This window comes from Alcanivorax sp. (assembly GCF_002726155.1).
Classification (GTDB): Bacteria; Pseudomonadota; Gammaproteobacteria; order Pseudomonadales; family Alcanivoracaceae; genus Alcanivorax.
Genome location: NZ_PBSH01000019.1, coordinates 60,691 through 77,127 on the forward strand (window position 1 = coordinate 60,691; position 16,437 = coordinate 77,127).

Consider the following 16,437-nt stretch of genomic DNA (forward strand, 5'->3'; position numbering starts at 1 on the left):
ATCAGCGGGTGATACCGCGCTCGGACGCTTTCAGAGAATCGATAAAAATTTGCAGCGCATCTGACGGCGCCATGGCTTCCAGTTCGGCCAGTGCCTGTTCCAGCGTGAGCCCTTGGCGATAGACCACCTTATAGGCCTGACGCAGGCTGCTGACCACATCCTTGGACCAGCCACGACGGAGCATGCCTTCAAAGTTCATGCTGCGCGCGCTGGCCGGATTACCGGAGACCATCACATAAGCCGGAATATCTTTCAGTACCAGCGAACAACCGGAAGTCATGGCATAGGAGCCGATCTTGCAGAACTGGTGCACACCGGTCATGCCGCCGAGAATCACGCCATTGCCCACATGCGCATGGCCCGCCACCGAGGCATTGTTGGCAAAAATACAGTCATCGCCAATCATGCAATCGTGCGCCACATGCACATAGGCCATTAGCAAGTTACGACTACCGATTTTAGTCAGGGAATTATCCTGAATGGTACCGCGATGAATGGTGACCGATTCACGGATAACATTGTCGTCGCCAATTTCCAGACGAGTCGGTTCCCCGTTGTACTTCTTGTCCTGGCAATCCTCGCCGACGGACGCGAACTGGAAAATGTGGTTATTGCGACCAATGGTTGTCGGCCCCTTGATGACCACATGGGAAGCCACCACGGTACCTGCACCGATTTTCACGTCGGGGCCAATAATGGAATACGGGCCCACCTGCACATCCTCTGCAAGCTCCGCAGCCGGATCAATAAGGGCGGTCGGATGAATCATGGACTAGTCACTTTTATTTTGATGGTGAAGGCAGGGAGTATACGCCAGCTGGTCACTGGCGTACGGGCGGGATCAGACTTTTTGCTCAGCTACGAGCATTTCTGCGCTCGCAACGGTTTTCCCGTCTACCTGCGCCTCACAGGTGAATTTCAGAATATTGCGCTTTACCACCACATACTCTGCAAACAGATGCAGAGTATCCCCCGGGATCACCCGACGTTTGAAACGCGCCTTGTCAGTCCCCACCAGCAGGTAAATATAGCCGTCAGAGGGCTTCTTTTTTTCCGTTACAAATCCCAGAATACCCGCCGCCTGCGCCATCGCTTCGATGATCAACACGCCGGGCATGATGGGTTCTTCAGGAAAATGGCCGTTGAAGAACGGCTCATTGATCGTCACGTTTTTCAACGCTTCAATCCGTTTTCCGGGTTCCAGATTCAACACCCGGTCAATCAACAAAAAAGGGTAACGATGGGGCAGGTATTCCCTGACCTCTTGGATATCCATCATCATGTGTTCCACACAGGCAAGTACCGCAAAACGCGGAAATTAGTCGCTTAAACGCTCAAGCTTGCGCACACGGCGGGCCAGATCATCCAGATTCCGAAAACGCGCCACGTTCCGACGATAGCGGGATTGGCTGTCCACAGGCAACGCAGAGCCATAGGTCCCCGGTTCCTTGATTGAGCTGGAGACCAGTGACATGGCCAGGATTTGCACCTTGTCACACACCTCGATGTGACCAGCAATACCGGCGGCTCCACCGATCAGGCAGAACGAACCGATTTTTGCTGAACCCGCGATGCCAGCTTTCCCGGCGATAGCAGTATGATCACCAATGACAACGTTGTGAGCGACCTGGATCTGATTATCCAGAATCACGCCATTGCCAATAATGGTATCGTCGATTGCACCACGGTCCACTGTGGTGCCAGCGCCGATTTCTACATCGGCACCGATGGTGACACCGCCGACCTGGTGAAGCTTGGTCCAGCCCGCGCCATTAAAGGCGAATCCGAAACCATCACCACCGATCACGCAATTGGCGTGTATGATAGTGCGCGGACCCAGTGTGACACCATGGTAAATTGTAACATTTGGCCAAATTCGGCACTGGTCACCGATATGGGAGCCTGCGCCAACTACGCTATTGGCCATGATGACAGCCCCCTCTCCCACCGTCACATTCGCTTCCACCACCGCATTTGGACCAATGGAAGCTGAATCGGCAATCCGGGCTGTCGCATCAATCACCGCAGCAGGATGCACACCCACTTGCGGTTGCGGCGCCACCTCAAAAAAGGCACTGGCCTTGGCAAAGGCAAGGTACGGGTCTTTAACGATCAGGGCCGCCACCGGGCAATATGCCCGCTGGGACTCAGGAATCAGCACCGCCCCCGCACCGGTCTGTTCCAGAAACGACCGATAGCGAGGATTGGCGAGAAAGGTAAGCTGGCTGGATGAGGCGGACTGGATCGTACCCAGACCGTCCACCACGTGGCTGGCCTCTCCGACCAGCTCCGCACCCAGCTTTTCTGCAAGCGCTCCGAGAGTCAGCATTATTTCATGCTGTTCAGTTGTTTGCCCACAGCCTCGGTAATGTCCAGGTCAGGCTTGGTGTACATCACTGCTTGGGCATTGAGCACCACATCCAGCTTTTCACGCTTGGCCACAGCTTCCATGGCAGTTTTCAGCTTCGGCTGCATTTCTTCCAGAATTTCACGCTGCGCTTCGTTGGCGCGCTTTTGCAGCTTGCGCTGCAAGCTCTGGATTTCGATCATTTTCTGCTGACCTTGGGTTTTCAGCGTGTCCTGCTGATCGGCAGACATGGTCATGGCTTCTTTCTGCAGTTTTTGCTGCAGCTTCTGCACATCATTTTGCAAGGCGTTGAGCTTTTGCTCGTCGGCAGACAGCTCATTTTCCAGTGATGACATTTTTGCCTTCACGTTATCCGACGATTGCAGTGCCGCAATCGGATCGAGAACCCCAATGTTGCCATCGGCCATCGCCAGAGCCGGAAGAAGAAGTGTCAGTGCTACCAGTGTTTTTTTCATCATTATTAAACTCCTAAAAAGTCTGTCCCAGAGAAAATTGGAATACTTCCGTGTCATCGCCAGGCTGGTCGTTCAGCGCCTTGGCGAGGTTGAAGCTAAGCGGCCCGATAGCCGTCAGCCAGGTCAGCCCGATACCGGCAGAGGTACGAATATCCTGCGGCTCGAAGTCCGCAAAAATGTCATCTCGCTCGGTTTCAAACACGTTCCCCGCATCCACGAACAGGAAGGTTCTCACGCTTCGTGACTCCGGCGCAAAGGGCGTCGGGAAAATCAGTTCCATGCTCGCTTCTGTCAGGAAGTTACCACCGATGGGATCCGGGCTTGGATCCGTGGTGCCATTGAGGAAATAGCTCAGGCCTTCAGAGCGTGGCCCCAGAGAACGGGACTCGTAGCCACGTACAGAGCCGATACCGCCTGAATAATAGTTTTCGAAAAACGGCAGCACCGTGTCGTCACCATAGCCATCACCGTAGGCCACATCAGCACGGGTGCGCAGCGTCCAGCGTTGGGTAATGGGGAAGTACTTCTGCCCGGTCCAGTTCAATTTGTAGAAACCGTAATCGGACCCCGGCACTGCCACTTCAAATCCAAGGGTGCTCGACCAGCCGCGATCAGGCAGGATGCCCCGGTTCAGGGTGCTGGTTTGCAGCGAAGCATTGGCCTTGTATTCATTGAACTTGGTGCCCTCTTCAATCAGGAAGTTGGCAATATCCACGGCCACGAAATCACCAGTGGTAATGTCGGTTTTTTCGTAGGTGGCACCGAAGCTCAGGCGGGAATATTCCGAGATGGGATAACCAAAGGTCACCGAGCCACCCAAGCGATCCGCCGCATAGGAGGCCACCGTGGTTTCATCGAAATCAATTTCAGAATAAAACAGGCTGAAGCCCCGGCTTACGCCGTCCAGGGTGTAATACGGGTTGTAATGGGAGAAGCTGTAAGAGTCACGAATGTCGGAACGGCTCAGCGCAAAGGAAACCCGGTTACCACTACCGCGCCAGTTATTCTGGGTCACGTTGGCACCGAAGATGAAACCAGAGGCATCGGAGAAACCCACATTGGCACCGATGGAGCCGGAAGGCTGTTCTTCCACCTTGTAGTTCACATCTACCAGATCATCCGCATTGGGCACGCGCGGCGTGTCCGCTTCTACCACACTGAAGTAACCCAGGCGCTGCAAGCGCTGGCGGGACAAGTCTACCAGCGAGGTATTGGCCGGCGCCTGCTCGAACTGACGCAATTCACGGCGTAGTACTTCGTCGTCGGTCTTGGCATTACCGCTGAAGTTAATCCGGCGGACATAGACCTTGCGGCCCGGGTCCACGTAGAAAGTCACATCGACGGTGTTGTCTTCATCATTGGCATTATGCTCACGGCCATTCACTTCCGCGAAAGTGTAACCTTCATTGCCGAGACGACGTTTGATCAGATCGTTCGTATAGGTCACCAGTTGCTGGCTGAACACCTGGCCTTTTTTCACGATGAGCAATGGCCGCAATTGATCTTCTTCCACAACCAAATCGCCAGCCAGATTCACCTCATTCACGGTGTACTGCTCGCCTTCGGCCACGTTCACGGTAATAAACACGCTTCGGCGATCCGGCGTCACTGACACCTGGGTCGATTCGATGGAGAAGTTGATATAACCGCGGTCCAGATAATAGGAGCGCAACCGTTCCAGGTCACCGCCCAGTTTTTCCCGGGAGTATTTGTCATCACCCTTGATGAACGACCAGAAACCGGAAGAATGCAGCTCGAAATCTTCCAGCAAGGCTTCATCGTCAAACAACTGGTTGCCAACAATGTTGATATTACGAATTCTGGCGGCTTTGCCTTCATAGATTTCGATTTTCAGGGCCACCCGGTTACGCGGCAGCGCCACCGATTCGGTCTTGATGTCTGCCCCGTATCGGCCCTGGCTGACGTACTGACGCTCCAGCTCGCCAGCAATCGCCTGCAAGGTGGAGCGCTGGAAGACTTCGCCTTCAGCCAACCCTGCTTCGGTCAGACCTTTGCGCAGATTTTCTTCATCGATGGATTTGTTGCCGGACAAGTCGATGCGCGCGATGCTTGGTCGCTCGGCAACGATCACCACCAGGTCATCACCATCACGGCCCAGCTGAACATCCTCGAAATTGCCGGTGGCAAACAGGCGCTGCACCGCATCGACCACTTGATCACGGTTAACCGTGTCACCAGCCTGAATCGGCAGGGAGGCATAGACCCGTTCCACTGGCAGACGCTGAAGCCCTTCCACGCGAATATCGTGGACCTTGAACGGTAGCTGTGTGTCCGCATTTAGCAGCGGCGCTGCCAACAGGCAAAAAACCGCTAGCAGGCCCTTCAGGGGGCTGCTCAGAATGTCCCCAAATCTCATGAAAACTGCTTCACCAAGTCGTTGTAAATGGCCAATAACATGAAGCTGACCACGAGCGTCAGCCCAACACCTTGTGCGGCCATCAAGAACCGCTCAGGTAAACTGCGACCGCGAATCATTTCAATGATTCCAAAGAAAATCCAGCCGCCGTCAAGCATTGGTACGGGAAGAAGGTTAATCACCCCCAGCGTGATGCTGAGGTAAGCAAGCAATGCCAGGAAGCTGGCAATGCCAATGGACGCACTTTCACCGGCCACCTGGGCAATGGTGATAGGGCCGCCCAGGTTATCGAGAGAGAGCTTGCCGGTCACCAGTTTCACCAGGCTCGCGCCCACCACGTTCACCTGCTCGGCAAAGCGGCTGCCCGCCGCACCGACAGCGCCCAGCACACCAAATTCCTGCTGGTAAACGCCTCCCAGTCCCACGCCGATACGGCCAAAGGACTCACCGTTTTCTGTCACTGTGGCAGGCTCCACCTGGAGCGTCTCGATGCGCGTTCCGCGGAGTACGCCGACAGTCAGGGCCTCACCCGGTGCTGCCATGATACTTTCCTGCCACTGGGACCAACTGAATACCGGCTCAGCGTTCAGGGTAAGCACCTGATCACCGCCGGACAGGCCCGCCTGCTCTGCCGGGCTGTCCACCTGGACCTCACCGATAACCACGGCCTGATTGAGCCCCAGAGCTTCCAGGGGCGGCTTGTCCAGATCTGCGGACCAGGGCGAGGTATCCAGCTCACGAACCGTAGTGCCGCCACCTGCCTGCTCTACGGTGATCGCCAGGGTATCCGGCTCGCCTAGATGCAGGATCAATTCGTTATAGAAGGCGCGCCAGCCTTTGAGCTCGGTGTTGCCCACCGCAACGATGCGGTCCCCAGGCACAAAACCTGCCTGCTCGGCGACCGAATCCGGCGTCACCGGGCCCACCACTGCCTCCAGGCCGCGTTGGCCATAGCCAAACATCAATACCCAGTAAATCAACATGGCGAGGATAAAGTTGAATACCGGGCCCGCCGCATAGGTAATCACACGCTGCCAGGCCGGTTTGGCGGAAAATTCGCCCGGCGCCCCTTCCGCCGTCTCATCTTCACGTACATCCAGCGGTTTCACGTAGCCACCCAGAGGAATCGCGCTGATCACCCACTCAGTGCCTTTCTTGTCAGTAAAACGCAAGATTTTCGGGCCAAAGCCCACAGAAAAGGTCAGAACACGGACGCCAAAGGCGCGCATGGCAAGAAAGTGGCCCCACTCGTGGAAGGCCACAATAATCACGATGGTGACAACGAATGCCAGCAGCGTCAGCATCCACGCTCCTTAATCCAGCGGCAGGCCACCTGCCGCGCCTGGCGATCAATTTCCATGACCGCATCCACATCCCGACAAGCTGGCGCATCCTGCTGTTCCAGGGTCCGCGCCACCACATCCGCAATGCCCATAAAATCGAGCTGACCGGCCAGGAAAGCCGCCACAGCCTCTTCATTGGCGGCATTGAGCACCGCCGTTGCGGTTCCCCCAGCGGCCATGGCATCACGGGCCAGGCCAAGACAGGGAAACCGTTTCAGATCAGGCAATTCAAAATCCAGCCCGGCCAGCGCCGCAAAGTCCAACCGCTTGGCCCCGGATTCCACGCGCTCGGGCCATGACAGGCCACAAGCAATGGGCGTGCGCATATCCGGCGTCCCCATCTGCGCCAGTACCGAACCATCCCGATAAGCGACCATGGAGTGAATCACACTCTGGGGGTGCACCACCACATCTACCATGGCGGGCGGCACATCGAACAACCAGCAAGCCTCGATAAACTCCAACCCTTTGTTCATCAGGGTGGCGGAGTCCACAGAAATCTTCGGCCCCATATCCCAGTTGGGATGTTTAATGGCCTGTTCCGGGGTGACCGCTTGTAACTGTTTTGCGCTGAACTCCCGGAAAGGGCCACCCGATGCGGTCAGCAACAGACGCTCTACCCCTGCATTCACCCCTTCTGCAGGCAAACACTGAAAAATGGCGTTGTGCTCGGAATCCAGCGGCAGCAGCGTGGCCCCGTGACGCTTTACCGCATCCATAAACAAGGAACCGGTTACCACCAGTGCTTCCTTGTTGGCCAGCAGAACGCGCTTGCCCGCCTCCACCGCTGCCAGAGTCGGCCGCACGCCGGCAGCGCCGACAATGCCCGCCACTACCGTATCGGCATCCGGGTGGGCAGCCAGTTCACAAAGGGATTCAGGGCCAGCCAGAACCTCTACCTGTGACCCGACCTTACCAAGATGGTTCCGGAGCGCCGTGGCGGCGGCAGGGTCCGCCATGGCGGCATAACGCGGATGTACCGTTTCGCAGAGTCGAGCCATGGCCTGCCACTGGGTACCAGCGGTAACCGCAAACACCTCGTAGCGCTCCGGATGACGCACCACCACATCCAGGGTTTGCTGACCGATGCTGCCCGTGGCACCCAGCAGCGTCAGGCGCTGCCTGCCAGTACGAGCAGCACGCAGAGAATCACTTGCAGAGGGTGTCACAAACTGCCTCCCGGCAGGGCAAACCAGTTGAACCCGGCCAGAGCGATGGGCATGGCAGCAGTCACACTGTCGATGCGGTCGAGCATGCCGCCGTGACCAGGCAGGATGGTGCCACTGTCCTTGAAGCCGCGCTCACGCTTCACCATGCTTTCAAACAGGTCGCCCAGGGCGGACGCCAGCACAGTGAACAAGGCCACCAGCATCAGCGGCCACAACTGGGCGTCCAGCAGGCCGGCAGCGTACACGCCTGCCACCACCGCCAACGCCAGAGCCACACCGCCCAACAGCCCTTCGATAGTCTTGCCCGGGCTCACCAGCGGTGCCAGCTTGTGCTTTCCAAAAGTACGGCCGGCAAAATACGCACCGGTATCCGCCGCCCACACCCACAAAAGAATGAACATCAACGCCCAGGGGCCTGCCAGGCCCAAGGCACCATTGCTTTGTAACTGCACAATGGCCGCCCAGGACGGTACCAGCAGCAGCAGGCCCACCAACGCCATCAATGCCGGGCGGTACCAGATGCGGGCATTGCCCGGGTATCCCACCACCAACACCAGCGCCAGCAACCACCACACGGGAATCGCATTAAGCAACCAGGCGGGATGAAAATACTCCGCTGCGGCCATCGCCACAGCTAACGCCGCCACCCAGGCCAGGCGCACAGTCAGGCTCACCTTTCCCATCATCGCCGCCCATTCCCAGCCCGCCAGGATAAAGAACACCCCGGCCACAAGAGCAAACGGCAGGCGATCCAGCCCGAAAACGGCGCCCAGCACGATTGGCAGCAGCACCAGCGCGGTAATCACGCGCAGCTTTAACATTATTGTTCTCCACTCAAGCTGGCGACCTCATCACCGGAACGACCAAAGCGTCGCTGGCGGCCAGCAAAATCCTGTAACGCTGCATCAAAGGCATCAGCGTCAAAATCTGGCCACAACAACGGTGAGAAATACAGTTCACTGTAAGCCAGCTGCCACAATAAAAAATTGCTTATTCTTTGATCGCCACCGGTACGGATCAACAAATCCGGCGGCGGCAAATCCGCCATGGACAGATGCGGCGCCATGGACTCAGCATTGACCTGCTCCGGCTGCATGTCACCGGCGGCCACTTTTTCCGCCATTATTTGGGCGGCGTGGGCAATATCCCACTGCCCGCCATAATTCACCGCGATCACCACAGTCATGCGGTTATTGACGCCGGTTAACGACTCCGCCTCGGCCATACCGTCCTGCAAGTCCGCAGCGAACGCTGAGCGGTCACCAATAAAACGGATGCGTACACCGTGACCGTGCAGTTCTTCAACCCGGCCACCCAGTGCCTTCAGGAACAAGGCCATCAGGTGGTCCACCTCCGCCTGGGGACGACGCCAGTTTTCCGAACTAAACGCAAACAGCGTCAGGGCCTCCAGGCCCCGGTGAGCGGCCTGGCGAATGATCGCCTGCACCGTCGCTTCACCAGCGCGATGCCCTTCCTCACCAGGCAGACCCTGTTTACGAGCCCAACGATTGTTGCCGTCCATGATAATCGCCACATGACGAGGCACGGAGCCCTGATGGGAGTCGAGATCGGGAGCGCTGGAATGCGGTTGATTGTCGGCCATACTGCATCCGCCAATAATAAAAACGGGCTGACGCGCAGCCCGAAATGTCAGTCAGATCACCGTTTCGCAAGCAGCGATTAAACGGTCATCAATTCCTCTTCTTTCTCTTTCAGAACACTCTCCACTTCCGCCACCATCTTGTCGGTAAGCTGCTGGATCTGTTCTTCGCCGCGGCGCTGCTCGTCTTCGGAAATTTCTTTTTCCTTCAGCAGTTCTTTCAAGTCACCATTGGCATCACGACGCACATTGCGTACAGACACGCGGGCTTTTTCCGCCTCTGCCCTCACGACCTTGACCAGATCCCGACGGGTTTCCTCGGTCAATGGAGGCAGCGGCAAACGAATCAGGGTGCCGGATGTGGACGGGTTAAGGCCCAGATCAGACATCATGATTGCGCGTTCAATCTGCGGAATCAGCGATTTGTCGAACGGCGAAATCGTCAGCGTTCTGCCCTCTTCCACCGAGATATTGCCCATCTGGTTGAGCGGCGTTTCTGCGCCGTAATACTCGATAGTAATATTGTCCAGCAGGCTCGGATGCGCCCGACCGGTACGCACCCGTTTCATTGCTGTATCCAGCGCCTCAAGACTCTTTTTCATGCGGCTTTGCGCATCATTGCGAATATCGTCAATCACCGTTATTCCTCGCTCTATCAGCGGCTATCGCCAACGCTTACTGCGCGGCTTCCACCAGGGTACCTTCACTACCGCCCAACATCAGGTTGAGCAGGGCACCCTTCTTGTTCATATCAAAAACACGCAACGGCATGGCATGATCACGGCACAGACAAATGGCCGTCAGATCCATGACACCCAGTTTTTTATCCAGCACTTCATCATAGGTCAAGGTGTCATACTTGACCGCATCAGGATTTTTCACCGGATCGTCATTATAGACCCCATCCACCTTGGTTGCCTTCAATACCACATCGGCACTGATTTCAATGCCACGCAAGCAGGCGGCAGAGTCGGTGGTAAAGAAGGGATTGCCGGTACCGGCACAGAAGATTACCACTTCACCGTTTTTCAGGTGACGGTTGGCATTGCGGTGGTCATAGTGCTCCACCACCCCGCTCATGGGAATTGCCGACATCAAACGGGTGCGGATATTAGAGCGCTCAAGAGCATCACGCAGGGCCAGGCCATTCATCACGGTGGCCAGCATACCCATATGATCCCCGGCAACCCGGTCCAGGCCCGCGCTCTGCAACGCCGCACCACGGAACAGATTTCCACCGCCAACAACCAGGCCGACCTGAACACCGATGCCAACCAGTTGGCCGATTTCCAGGGAAATGGCATCCAGTACCTTCGGGTCGATACCGAACCCCTCTTCACCCGCCAGCGCCTCACCACTCAGCTTGAGCAGAATACGGTTATAGCGCGGTGAGCGCTCCTTGTTCGTCGGCATGTCTTTCTCTCCACCACTCATACGAAACCGCCACCCATGAATAACCCGCCATCGTCATCATTTTTACCGGCTCAGGCCGGCCTTTCACTGCATTCAAACGCACGAGCCTGTGCTGCATAGCACAGTACCGCCCCGCACGATGGTTGCAAGCGCTTTTCACTTTCTGCCGTTCAACAGGCGAAAAAAACGCCCTGCTAGTCAAGCCAGCAAGGCGCCCTTTTACACATCGAACTCGCGAGCCTTAGCCTTTGGCCGCAGCTTCCACTTCGGCAGCGAAGTCGACTTCTTCTTTCTCGATACCTTCGCCGACAACCAGACGCTCGAAAGCGACGATTTCAGCACCGGCCGCTTTAACCAGCGCGCCGACAGTGGTATTCGGATCTTTCACGAACGGCTGATCCAGCAAGCTCACTTCTTTCAGGAACTTGTTGATACGGCCGCCGAGCATTTTCTCAACGATCTCAGCCGGCTTGCCTTCCATATCAGGCTGGGCACGGATGATCTCTTTCTCTTTTTCCAGCACTTCGGCAGGAACCTGCTCACCGCTGATAACCATCGGGTTAACGGCAGCTACGTGCATGGCAACATCTTTACCCAGCTCGGCATCGCCACCTTTCAGGGCAACGAGAACACCGATACGGCCGCCGTGAACGTAAGCACCAATGGCACCTTCCGCTTCCAGCTTGGCAGCACGACGGATCTGGATGTTTTCACCGATTTTCTGAACCAGCGCCTGACGGGCCTGTTCAACGGTCGCACCGTCGCCCAGGGTCAGTTCGCCAATCTTGGCGGCGTCGGTTTCACCTGCGGCCAGAGCAGCGCCAGCCACTTTGTCGCAGAAGCCCAGGAAGTTTTCATCGCGGGCAACGAAATCGGTTTCGGAGTTGATTTCTACCATCACGCTAACGGTGTTTGCGTCGTTGGTAGCAATCACCACACCGCCTTCAGCAGCGGTACGGCCGGCTTTCTTGGCCGCTTTGGCCTGGCCGGATTTACGCATATCGTCGATGGCTTTTTCGATATCACCATCTGCTTCAACCAGCGCCTTCTTGCACTCCATCATGCCAAGACCGGTACGCTCACGAAGCTCTTTAACCATTGCAGCAGTAACAGCAGCCATGATTATCCTCTTAACTTTGGTATGTTTCGGTAAAGCGGGCGAGCCAGCAGCTCGCCCACCGATAGATTAACCTTCGGCTTTTTCGCCCTGGGCTTCATCTGCTACCTCGACGAACTCGCTCTCGCCGCCGGTCTGGTTCTGGGCGTACTGCTTGCCTTCCAGAATCACGTCAGCTGCGGCTTTCACATACAGCTGAATGGCGCGAATTGCGTCGTCGTTGCCGGGAATAACGTAATCAACGCCATCCGGGTTGGAGTTGGTATCAACCACTGCAACAACCGGGATCCCCAGCTTGCGAGCTTCCTGCAGCGCGATGTCTTCGTGATCTACGTCGATCACGAACAATGCGTCAGGCAGGCCGCCCATGTCCTTGATACCACCGATGGAACGCTCGAGCTTGTCCATCTCGCGCTTGCGCATCAGGGCTTCTTTCTTGGTCAGCTTGTCAAAAGTGCCATCCTGGAACTGGGCTTCCAGCTCACGATAACGCTTGATGGACTGACGAATGGTTTTCCAGTTGGTGAGCATGCCGCCCAACCAACGGTGATCCACATAGGGCATACCGCAACGCTGAGCTTCTTCACTCACCGCTTTCTGCGCCGCACGCTTGGTACCAACAAACAGGATCTTGTTGTTGCTGGCCGCCAGCTTGTTCAGGAACGCCATGGCGTCATTGAACAGGGGCAGGGTCTGCTCCAGGTTAATGATGTGAATCTTGTTGCGGGCGCCGAAGATGTAAGCATTCATCTTCGGGTTCCAGTAACGGGTTTGGTGACCGAAGTGCACGCCCGCTTTCAGCATATCGCGCATAGTTACGCTAGACATTGTTAGTACTCCACTTTGGGTTAGGCCTCCACGCCCCCGCATAAACCCAACCAAATCGGTCTGACTTAAAGACCAGAAGGCACCCAGGGCTATGTGACGGGGCATGTGTGATTTCCTTCCCCACTCATCGGCGGTTACAATGCGACACCGTCGTCTGTTGACCGACGCAGAGCGGGAAAGCGCGCGCTTTATACCACAGCCGCCCCTCGCAGGCAACGCAAAGGTGGTTACCCGGCCCGAATTGCTTTGCCCAAGCCCCGCCCAACTCACTGAAAAAGCAGGAGTTTCCCCAAGTCTTATGAATGTCGTCATTAAAACCCCCGAACAAATCAGCCAAATGCGTGAAGCGGGCAAGCTGGCCGCCGAAGTCCTGGAAATGATCGGCGAATACGTCAAGCCGGGGATCACCACCGAGGAACTGGACCGTATCTGCCACGACCATATCGTCAACAAACAGCAGGCGATTCCTGCGCCTCTGGGCTATGGCGGCGCCCCCGGTCGCATGCCTTTTCCCAAATCGGTATGCACCTCGGTGAACCATGTGGTCTGCCACGGCATTCCCAGCGACCGCAAAGCCCTGAAAACAGGCGATATCGTCAATATCGATGTCACTGTCATCAAGAACGGCTGGCATGGCGACACGTCGAAGATGTTTTACGTGGGCGAGCCCTCTGTGCTGGCCCGCCGACTGGTGGAAACTACCCGCGAATGCATGCTGGCCGGTATTCGCATGGTCCGGCCCGGCATACAGCTCGGCGACATTGGTCATCGGATTCAAAAAATGGCCGAGGGCGAACGCTTCTCTGTGGTGCGCGAATACTGCGGTCACGGCATCGGCGAGGGCTTCCATGAAGAACCCCAGGTGGTGCATTACGGCAAGCCTGGCACGGGTCTTGAATTGCAGGAAGGCATGGTGTTCACCATCGAACCCATGATCAACGCCGGCAAAGCCGCCAATAAACTGCTGCCCGACGCCTGGACCGTGGTCACCAAGGACCGCAAATTGTCCGCGCAATGGGAGCACACCATCGCGGTCACCGCCGATGGCTATGAAGTGCTCACCGCGCGCAGCGAAGAAACGGACCTCTATTAAGTGTCACTGCTACCCGCAATATCCCAGGACTCCCTGCTCGACGCCTTGCAGGAAAGCGCCCAACCCGGCCAATACGCACGCCAGTATCTGGCACAGGGACAGGAGCGCCTGAACCAGGCGTTTGAAGCCACCGACATTACCGAGCTGGTCCAGGCCCGGGCGACCATGGTGGATCAGGTAATGATCGCCGCCTGGTCCCTGTTTGGCCTGGCCGAACGGGACGATGTAGCACTGGTCGCCGTGGGCGGCTATGGCCGCGGGGAGCTGCACCCCTGCTCCGATGTGGATTTGCTGGTGTTGCTCGCTGACACCCCGGAACAGGCACTGTGCGACAGCCTTGAGCGGTTCGTCGCGTTTCTGTGGGATATGGGCCTGGAAATCGGCCATGCAGTGCGCACGCTGAACGAATGCGTGGATTTGGCACGGGAAGACATCACCGTGGCCACCAACATCATGGAAGCGCGCACCCTGGCTGGAAACGACATCCTGCGCGGGCAGCTGGAAGACCGCACTGGCCCGGAGCATATGTGGGACTCCGCCGCCTTCTTCGCCGCCAAGTGGGAAGAACAGACCGCCCGCCACAAGCGCTTCAACGACACCGAATACAATCTCGAACCCGACCTGAAAAACGCCCCGGGCGGCCTGCGCGACGTGCAGATGATCGCCTGGGTCGCCAAGCGCCACTTCAATGCCGACAGCCTGGAAGCCCTGGTCAGCGACGGTTTCCTCACCCCGGAAGAGTATGGGGTGCTGCGCAAATGCCTGGATTATCTTTGGGAAGTGCGCTGGCAGCTGCATGTGCAGACCGAGCGCAACGAAAACCGCCTGCTGTTCGATCATCAGCGGCAACTGGCTAGCCGACTGGGCCACGAGGACACCAACGCCAATCTGGGCGTGGAACATTTCATGAAGGGCTTCTACCGGGTCGCCCTTGCCCTGTCCGTACTCAACGAAATGCTGCTGCAGCTCTTTGATGAAGTCATTCTGCGCAGCGACACCCAGGAACAGGTACGCCCGCTCAATCGCCGTTTCCAGGTGCGCAACGATTACCTGGAAATCAGTAACCCGGAAGTGTTCGAAAAACACCCCAGCGCCCTGCTGGAAGCCTTTGTGCTGATGGCCCAGAACCCGGACCTGAAAGGCATTCGCGCCTCCACGGTACGCGCACTGATCTACAATCGCCGCCTGATTGACGACGCCTTCCGCAGCGATCCGGTCAACACCGATCTGTTCATGCAGTTACTGCGCAGTCCCCATGCCCTGTTCTCCCAACTGCGCCGCATGAAACGCTACGGCATTCTGGGCAAGTACCTGCCGGAATTTGGCGGCATCATTGGCATGATGCAGTACGATCTATTCCATATTTATACCGTGGATGCCCATACCCTGCTGGTGATCAAGAACATGCGCCGGCTGCGCTACGAGGATCTGCGCGAAGAGTTTCCGCTGGCCAGCGAAGTGTTCTACCGCCTGCCCAAGCCGGAATTGCTGTACGCCTCCGGCCTCTATCACGATATTGCCAAAGGCCGAGGTGGTGACCACTCTGAGCTCGGCGCAGACGATGCCATCGCGTTCTGCCAGCGCCATGGCCTCACCGCCTGGGACGGCAAACTGGTGGCCTGGTTGGTACGCAACCACCTGACCATGAGCGTGACCGCCCAGCGCAAGGATATCTCCGACCCGGACGTGGTCTACGATTTTGCCCGCAAAGTGGGCGACCTGGTGCACCTGGATTATCTCTATGTGCTCACTGTGGCGGACATCAACGCCACCAACCCCACCCTGTGGAATTCCTGGCGGGCGTCACTGTTACGCCAGCTCTATACCGAAACCAAACGCGCCCTGCGCCGTGGTCTGAACAACCCGGTAGAAAAGCAGGATTGGATCGACGAAACCCGTGATGCCGCTCTGCGCCTTCTCACGGACCGGGACCACGACGGCGGCAAAATCGAAGCCCTGTGGAGCAACATCGGGGATGAATACTTCCTGCGCGAAACGCCCCGGGATATTTCCTGGCACACCGAAGCCCTGCTCGACCGGGAAGATCCGGACGATCCGCTGGTACTGATTCGCGAATCCAGCCAGAGCGTGCTGGCCGGAGGCTCGCAGATCTTCATCTACACCCCGGACACCCGCAACCTGTTCAGCGCCACCGTGAACGCCCTGGACAGTCTTGGGCTCACCATTATGGACGCGCGCATTATTACCAGCGTGGACGGCTTCAGCCTGGATACCTACATCGTGCTGGACGAACACGGTACCCCCATCGGCGAGGACTGGGCGCGCATCGAACAAATCCGCAAGACGCTAACCGAAACCCTGAAGTACCCGGATCGTTACGCCACCACGGTGAGTCGCCGCATGCCACGGCGCAACAAGCACTTTGACGTGCCCACCCAGGTGGTGATCAGCAACGACATCGTTAACGATCGCACCGCTGTGGATATCCAGACCCTGGACCGCCCCGGCCTACTGGCCCACATCGGGCGCATCTTCATGCGCTTTGAAATCCTGGTTCAGAACGCCCGTATTGCCACCCTGGGCGAACGCGCCGAAGACGTTTTCTTCATTACCGACCTTGAGGGCGAACCGGTTTCCGACCCCACCTTGTGTCAGGAACTGCAGCAAACCCTCAAGCAAGAACTCGACGACAAGAACAACGGAAACACCTGAC

The 16,437-nt window shown here is 57.2% G+C and carries 15 protein-coding genes; 2 read left to right on the plus strand and 13 right to left on the minus strand.

From position 1 onward, the window contains the following. Nucleotide 1 precedes the first annotated feature (1 nt). From lpxA to rpsB, 13 genes are all read right to left on the minus strand, one after another. Nucleotides 2-769, minus strand: a complete 768-nt coding sequence (gene lpxA, locus CL546_RS05905; RefSeq protein ID WP_290493620.1) for an acyl-ACP--UDP-N-acetylglucosamine O-acyltransferase — start codon at nt 767-769, stop codon at nt 2-4. A gap of 72 nt (nt 770-841) precedes the next feature. Further along, complete coding sequence (fabZ, locus tag CL546_RS05910; RefSeq protein WP_290493621.1) at nt 842-1,282, minus strand: 3-hydroxyacyl-ACP dehydratase FabZ; 441 nt, start codon at nt 1,280-1,282, stop codon at nt 842-844. Between the two features lie 36 nt (nt 1,283-1,318). Further along, a complete protein-coding gene (lpxD, locus tag CL546_RS05915) occupies nt 1,319-2,329 on the minus strand; it encodes a UDP-3-O-(3-hydroxymyristoyl)glucosamine N-acyltransferase (RefSeq protein WP_290493623.1) in 1,011 nt (336 codons plus the stop codon). Beyond that, complete coding sequence (locus CL546_RS05920; RefSeq protein ID WP_290493624.1) at nt 2,329-2,826, minus strand: OmpH/Skp family outer membrane protein; 498 nt, start codon at nt 2,824-2,826, stop codon at nt 2,329-2,331. The genes lpxD and CL546_RS05920 overlap by 1 nt, the downstream gene beginning before the upstream one ends. 10 nt (nt 2,827-2,836) lie before the next feature. Then, nucleotides 2,837-5,200, minus strand: coding sequence for an outer membrane protein assembly factor BamA (bamA, locus tag CL546_RS05925; protein WP_290493626.1), 2,364 nt, complete (start codon nt 5,198-5,200; stop codon nt 2,837-2,839). After that, entirely contained in the window at nt 5,197-6,504 is a 1,308-nt protein-coding gene (gene rseP, locus CL546_RS05930; protein WP_290493627.1) for an RIP metalloprotease RseP, read from the minus strand. The genes bamA and rseP overlap by 4 nt, the downstream gene beginning before the upstream one ends. Beyond that, nucleotides 6,498-7,712, minus strand: a complete 1,215-nt coding sequence (gene ispC / locus CL546_RS05935; protein ID WP_290493629.1) for a 1-deoxy-D-xylulose-5-phosphate reductoisomerase — start codon at nt 7,710-7,712, stop codon at nt 6,498-6,500. Before ispC ends, rseP begins: the two co-directional genes overlap by 7 nt. Then, nucleotides 7,709-8,533 (minus strand): phosphatidate cytidylyltransferase, encoded by an 825-nt coding sequence (locus tag CL546_RS05940; RefSeq protein ID WP_290493631.1) that lies wholly within the window; start codon nt 8,531-8,533, stop codon nt 7,709-7,711. Before CL546_RS05940 ends, ispC begins: the two co-directional genes overlap by 4 nt. Further along, the gene (gene uppS / locus CL546_RS05945) at nt 8,533-9,315 is read right to left on the minus strand and encodes a polyprenyl diphosphate synthase (RefSeq protein WP_290493632.1); all 783 of its coding nucleotides are present in this window, start codon (nt 9,313-9,315) and stop codon (nt 8,533-8,535) included. The genes CL546_RS05940 and uppS overlap by 1 nt, the downstream gene beginning before the upstream one ends. Before the next feature lie 77 nt (nt 9,316-9,392). After that, nucleotides 9,393-9,950: a ribosome recycling factor gene (gene frr / locus CL546_RS05950; protein ID WP_290493633.1), complete on the minus strand. Its 558-nt coding sequence runs from the start codon at nt 9,948-9,950 to the stop codon at nt 9,393-9,395. Between the two features lie 37 nt (nt 9,951-9,987). Further along, nucleotides 9,988-10,725 (minus strand): UMP kinase, encoded by a 738-nt coding sequence (gene pyrH, locus CL546_RS05955; protein WP_039925879.1) that lies wholly within the window; start codon nt 10,723-10,725, stop codon nt 9,988-9,990. Nucleotides 10,726-10,966: 241 nt separating this feature from the next. Then, a complete protein-coding gene (gene tsf, locus CL546_RS05960) occupies nt 10,967-11,845 on the minus strand; it encodes a translation elongation factor Ts (RefSeq protein WP_290493634.1) in 879 nt (292 codons plus the stop codon). 66 nt (nt 11,846-11,911) lie between these two features. Then, the gene (rpsB, locus tag CL546_RS05965) at nt 11,912-12,670 is read right to left on the minus strand and encodes a 30S ribosomal protein S2 (RefSeq protein WP_039925878.1); all 759 of its coding nucleotides are present in this window, start codon (nt 12,668-12,670) and stop codon (nt 11,912-11,914) included. 298 nt (nt 12,671-12,968) lie between these two features. Between rpsB and map the strand changes: the two genes are divergently transcribed. Together map and CL546_RS05975 are read left to right on the plus strand one after the other, a co-directional pair. Continuing rightward, nucleotides 12,969-13,763 (plus strand): type I methionyl aminopeptidase, encoded by a 795-nt coding sequence (gene map / locus CL546_RS05970; RefSeq protein ID WP_290493637.1) that lies wholly within the window; start codon nt 12,969-12,971, stop codon nt 13,761-13,763. Further along, nucleotides 13,764-16,436 carry a [protein-PII] uridylyltransferase gene (locus tag CL546_RS05975; RefSeq protein WP_290493639.1) on the plus strand — a complete coding sequence of 891 codons (2,673 nt, stop codon included), beginning with the start codon at nt 13,764-13,766 and terminating at the stop codon, nt 16,434-16,436. Nucleotide 16,437: the final 1 nt, after the last annotated feature.

Bases quoted from the DNA above. Each gene is read 5' to 3' on its own strand.
- rpsB (WP_039925878.1), bottom strand. From the start codon at position 12,670: ATGTCTAGCGTAACTATGCGCGATATGCTGAAAGCGGGCGTGCACTTC.
- CL546_RS05940 (WP_290493631.1), bottom strand. From the start codon at position 8,533: ATGTTAAAGCTGCGCGTGATTACCGCGCTGGTGCTGCTGCCAATCGTG.
- tsf (WP_290493634.1), bottom strand. From the start codon at position 11,845: ATGGCTGCTGTTACTGCTGCAATGGTTAAAGAGCTTCGTGAGCGTACC.
- lpxA (WP_290493620.1), bottom strand. From the start codon at position 769: ATGATTCATCCGACCGCCCTTATTGATCCGGCTGCGGAGCTTGCAGAG.
- fabZ (WP_290493621.1), bottom strand. From the start codon at position 1,282: ATGATGATGGATATCCAAGAGGTCAGGGAATACCTGCCCCATCGTTAC.
- rseP (WP_290493627.1), bottom strand. From the start codon at position 6,504: ATGCTGACGCTGCTGGCATTCGTTGTCACCATCGTGATTATTGTGGCC.
- lpxD (WP_290493623.1), bottom strand. From the start codon at position 2,329: ATGCTGACTCTCGGAGCGCTTGCAGAAAAGCTGGGTGCGGAGCTGGTC.
- map (WP_290493637.1), top strand. From the start codon at position 12,969: ATGAATGTCGTCATTAAAACCCCCGAACAAATCAGCCAAATGCGTGAA.
- pyrH (WP_039925879.1), bottom strand. From the start codon at position 10,725: ATGCCGACGAACAAGGAGCGCTCACCGCGCTATAACCGTATTCTGCTC.
- uppS (WP_290493632.1), bottom strand. From the start codon at position 9,315: ATGGCCGACAATCAACCGCATTCCAGCGCTCCCGATCTCGACTCCCAT.
- bamA (WP_290493626.1), bottom strand. From the start codon at position 5,200: ATGAGATTTGGGGACATTCTGAGCAGCCCCCTGAAGGGCCTGCTAGCG.
- CL546_RS05920 (WP_290493624.1), bottom strand. From the start codon at position 2,826: ATGATGAAAAAAACACTGGTAGCACTGACACTTCTTCTTCCGGCTCTG.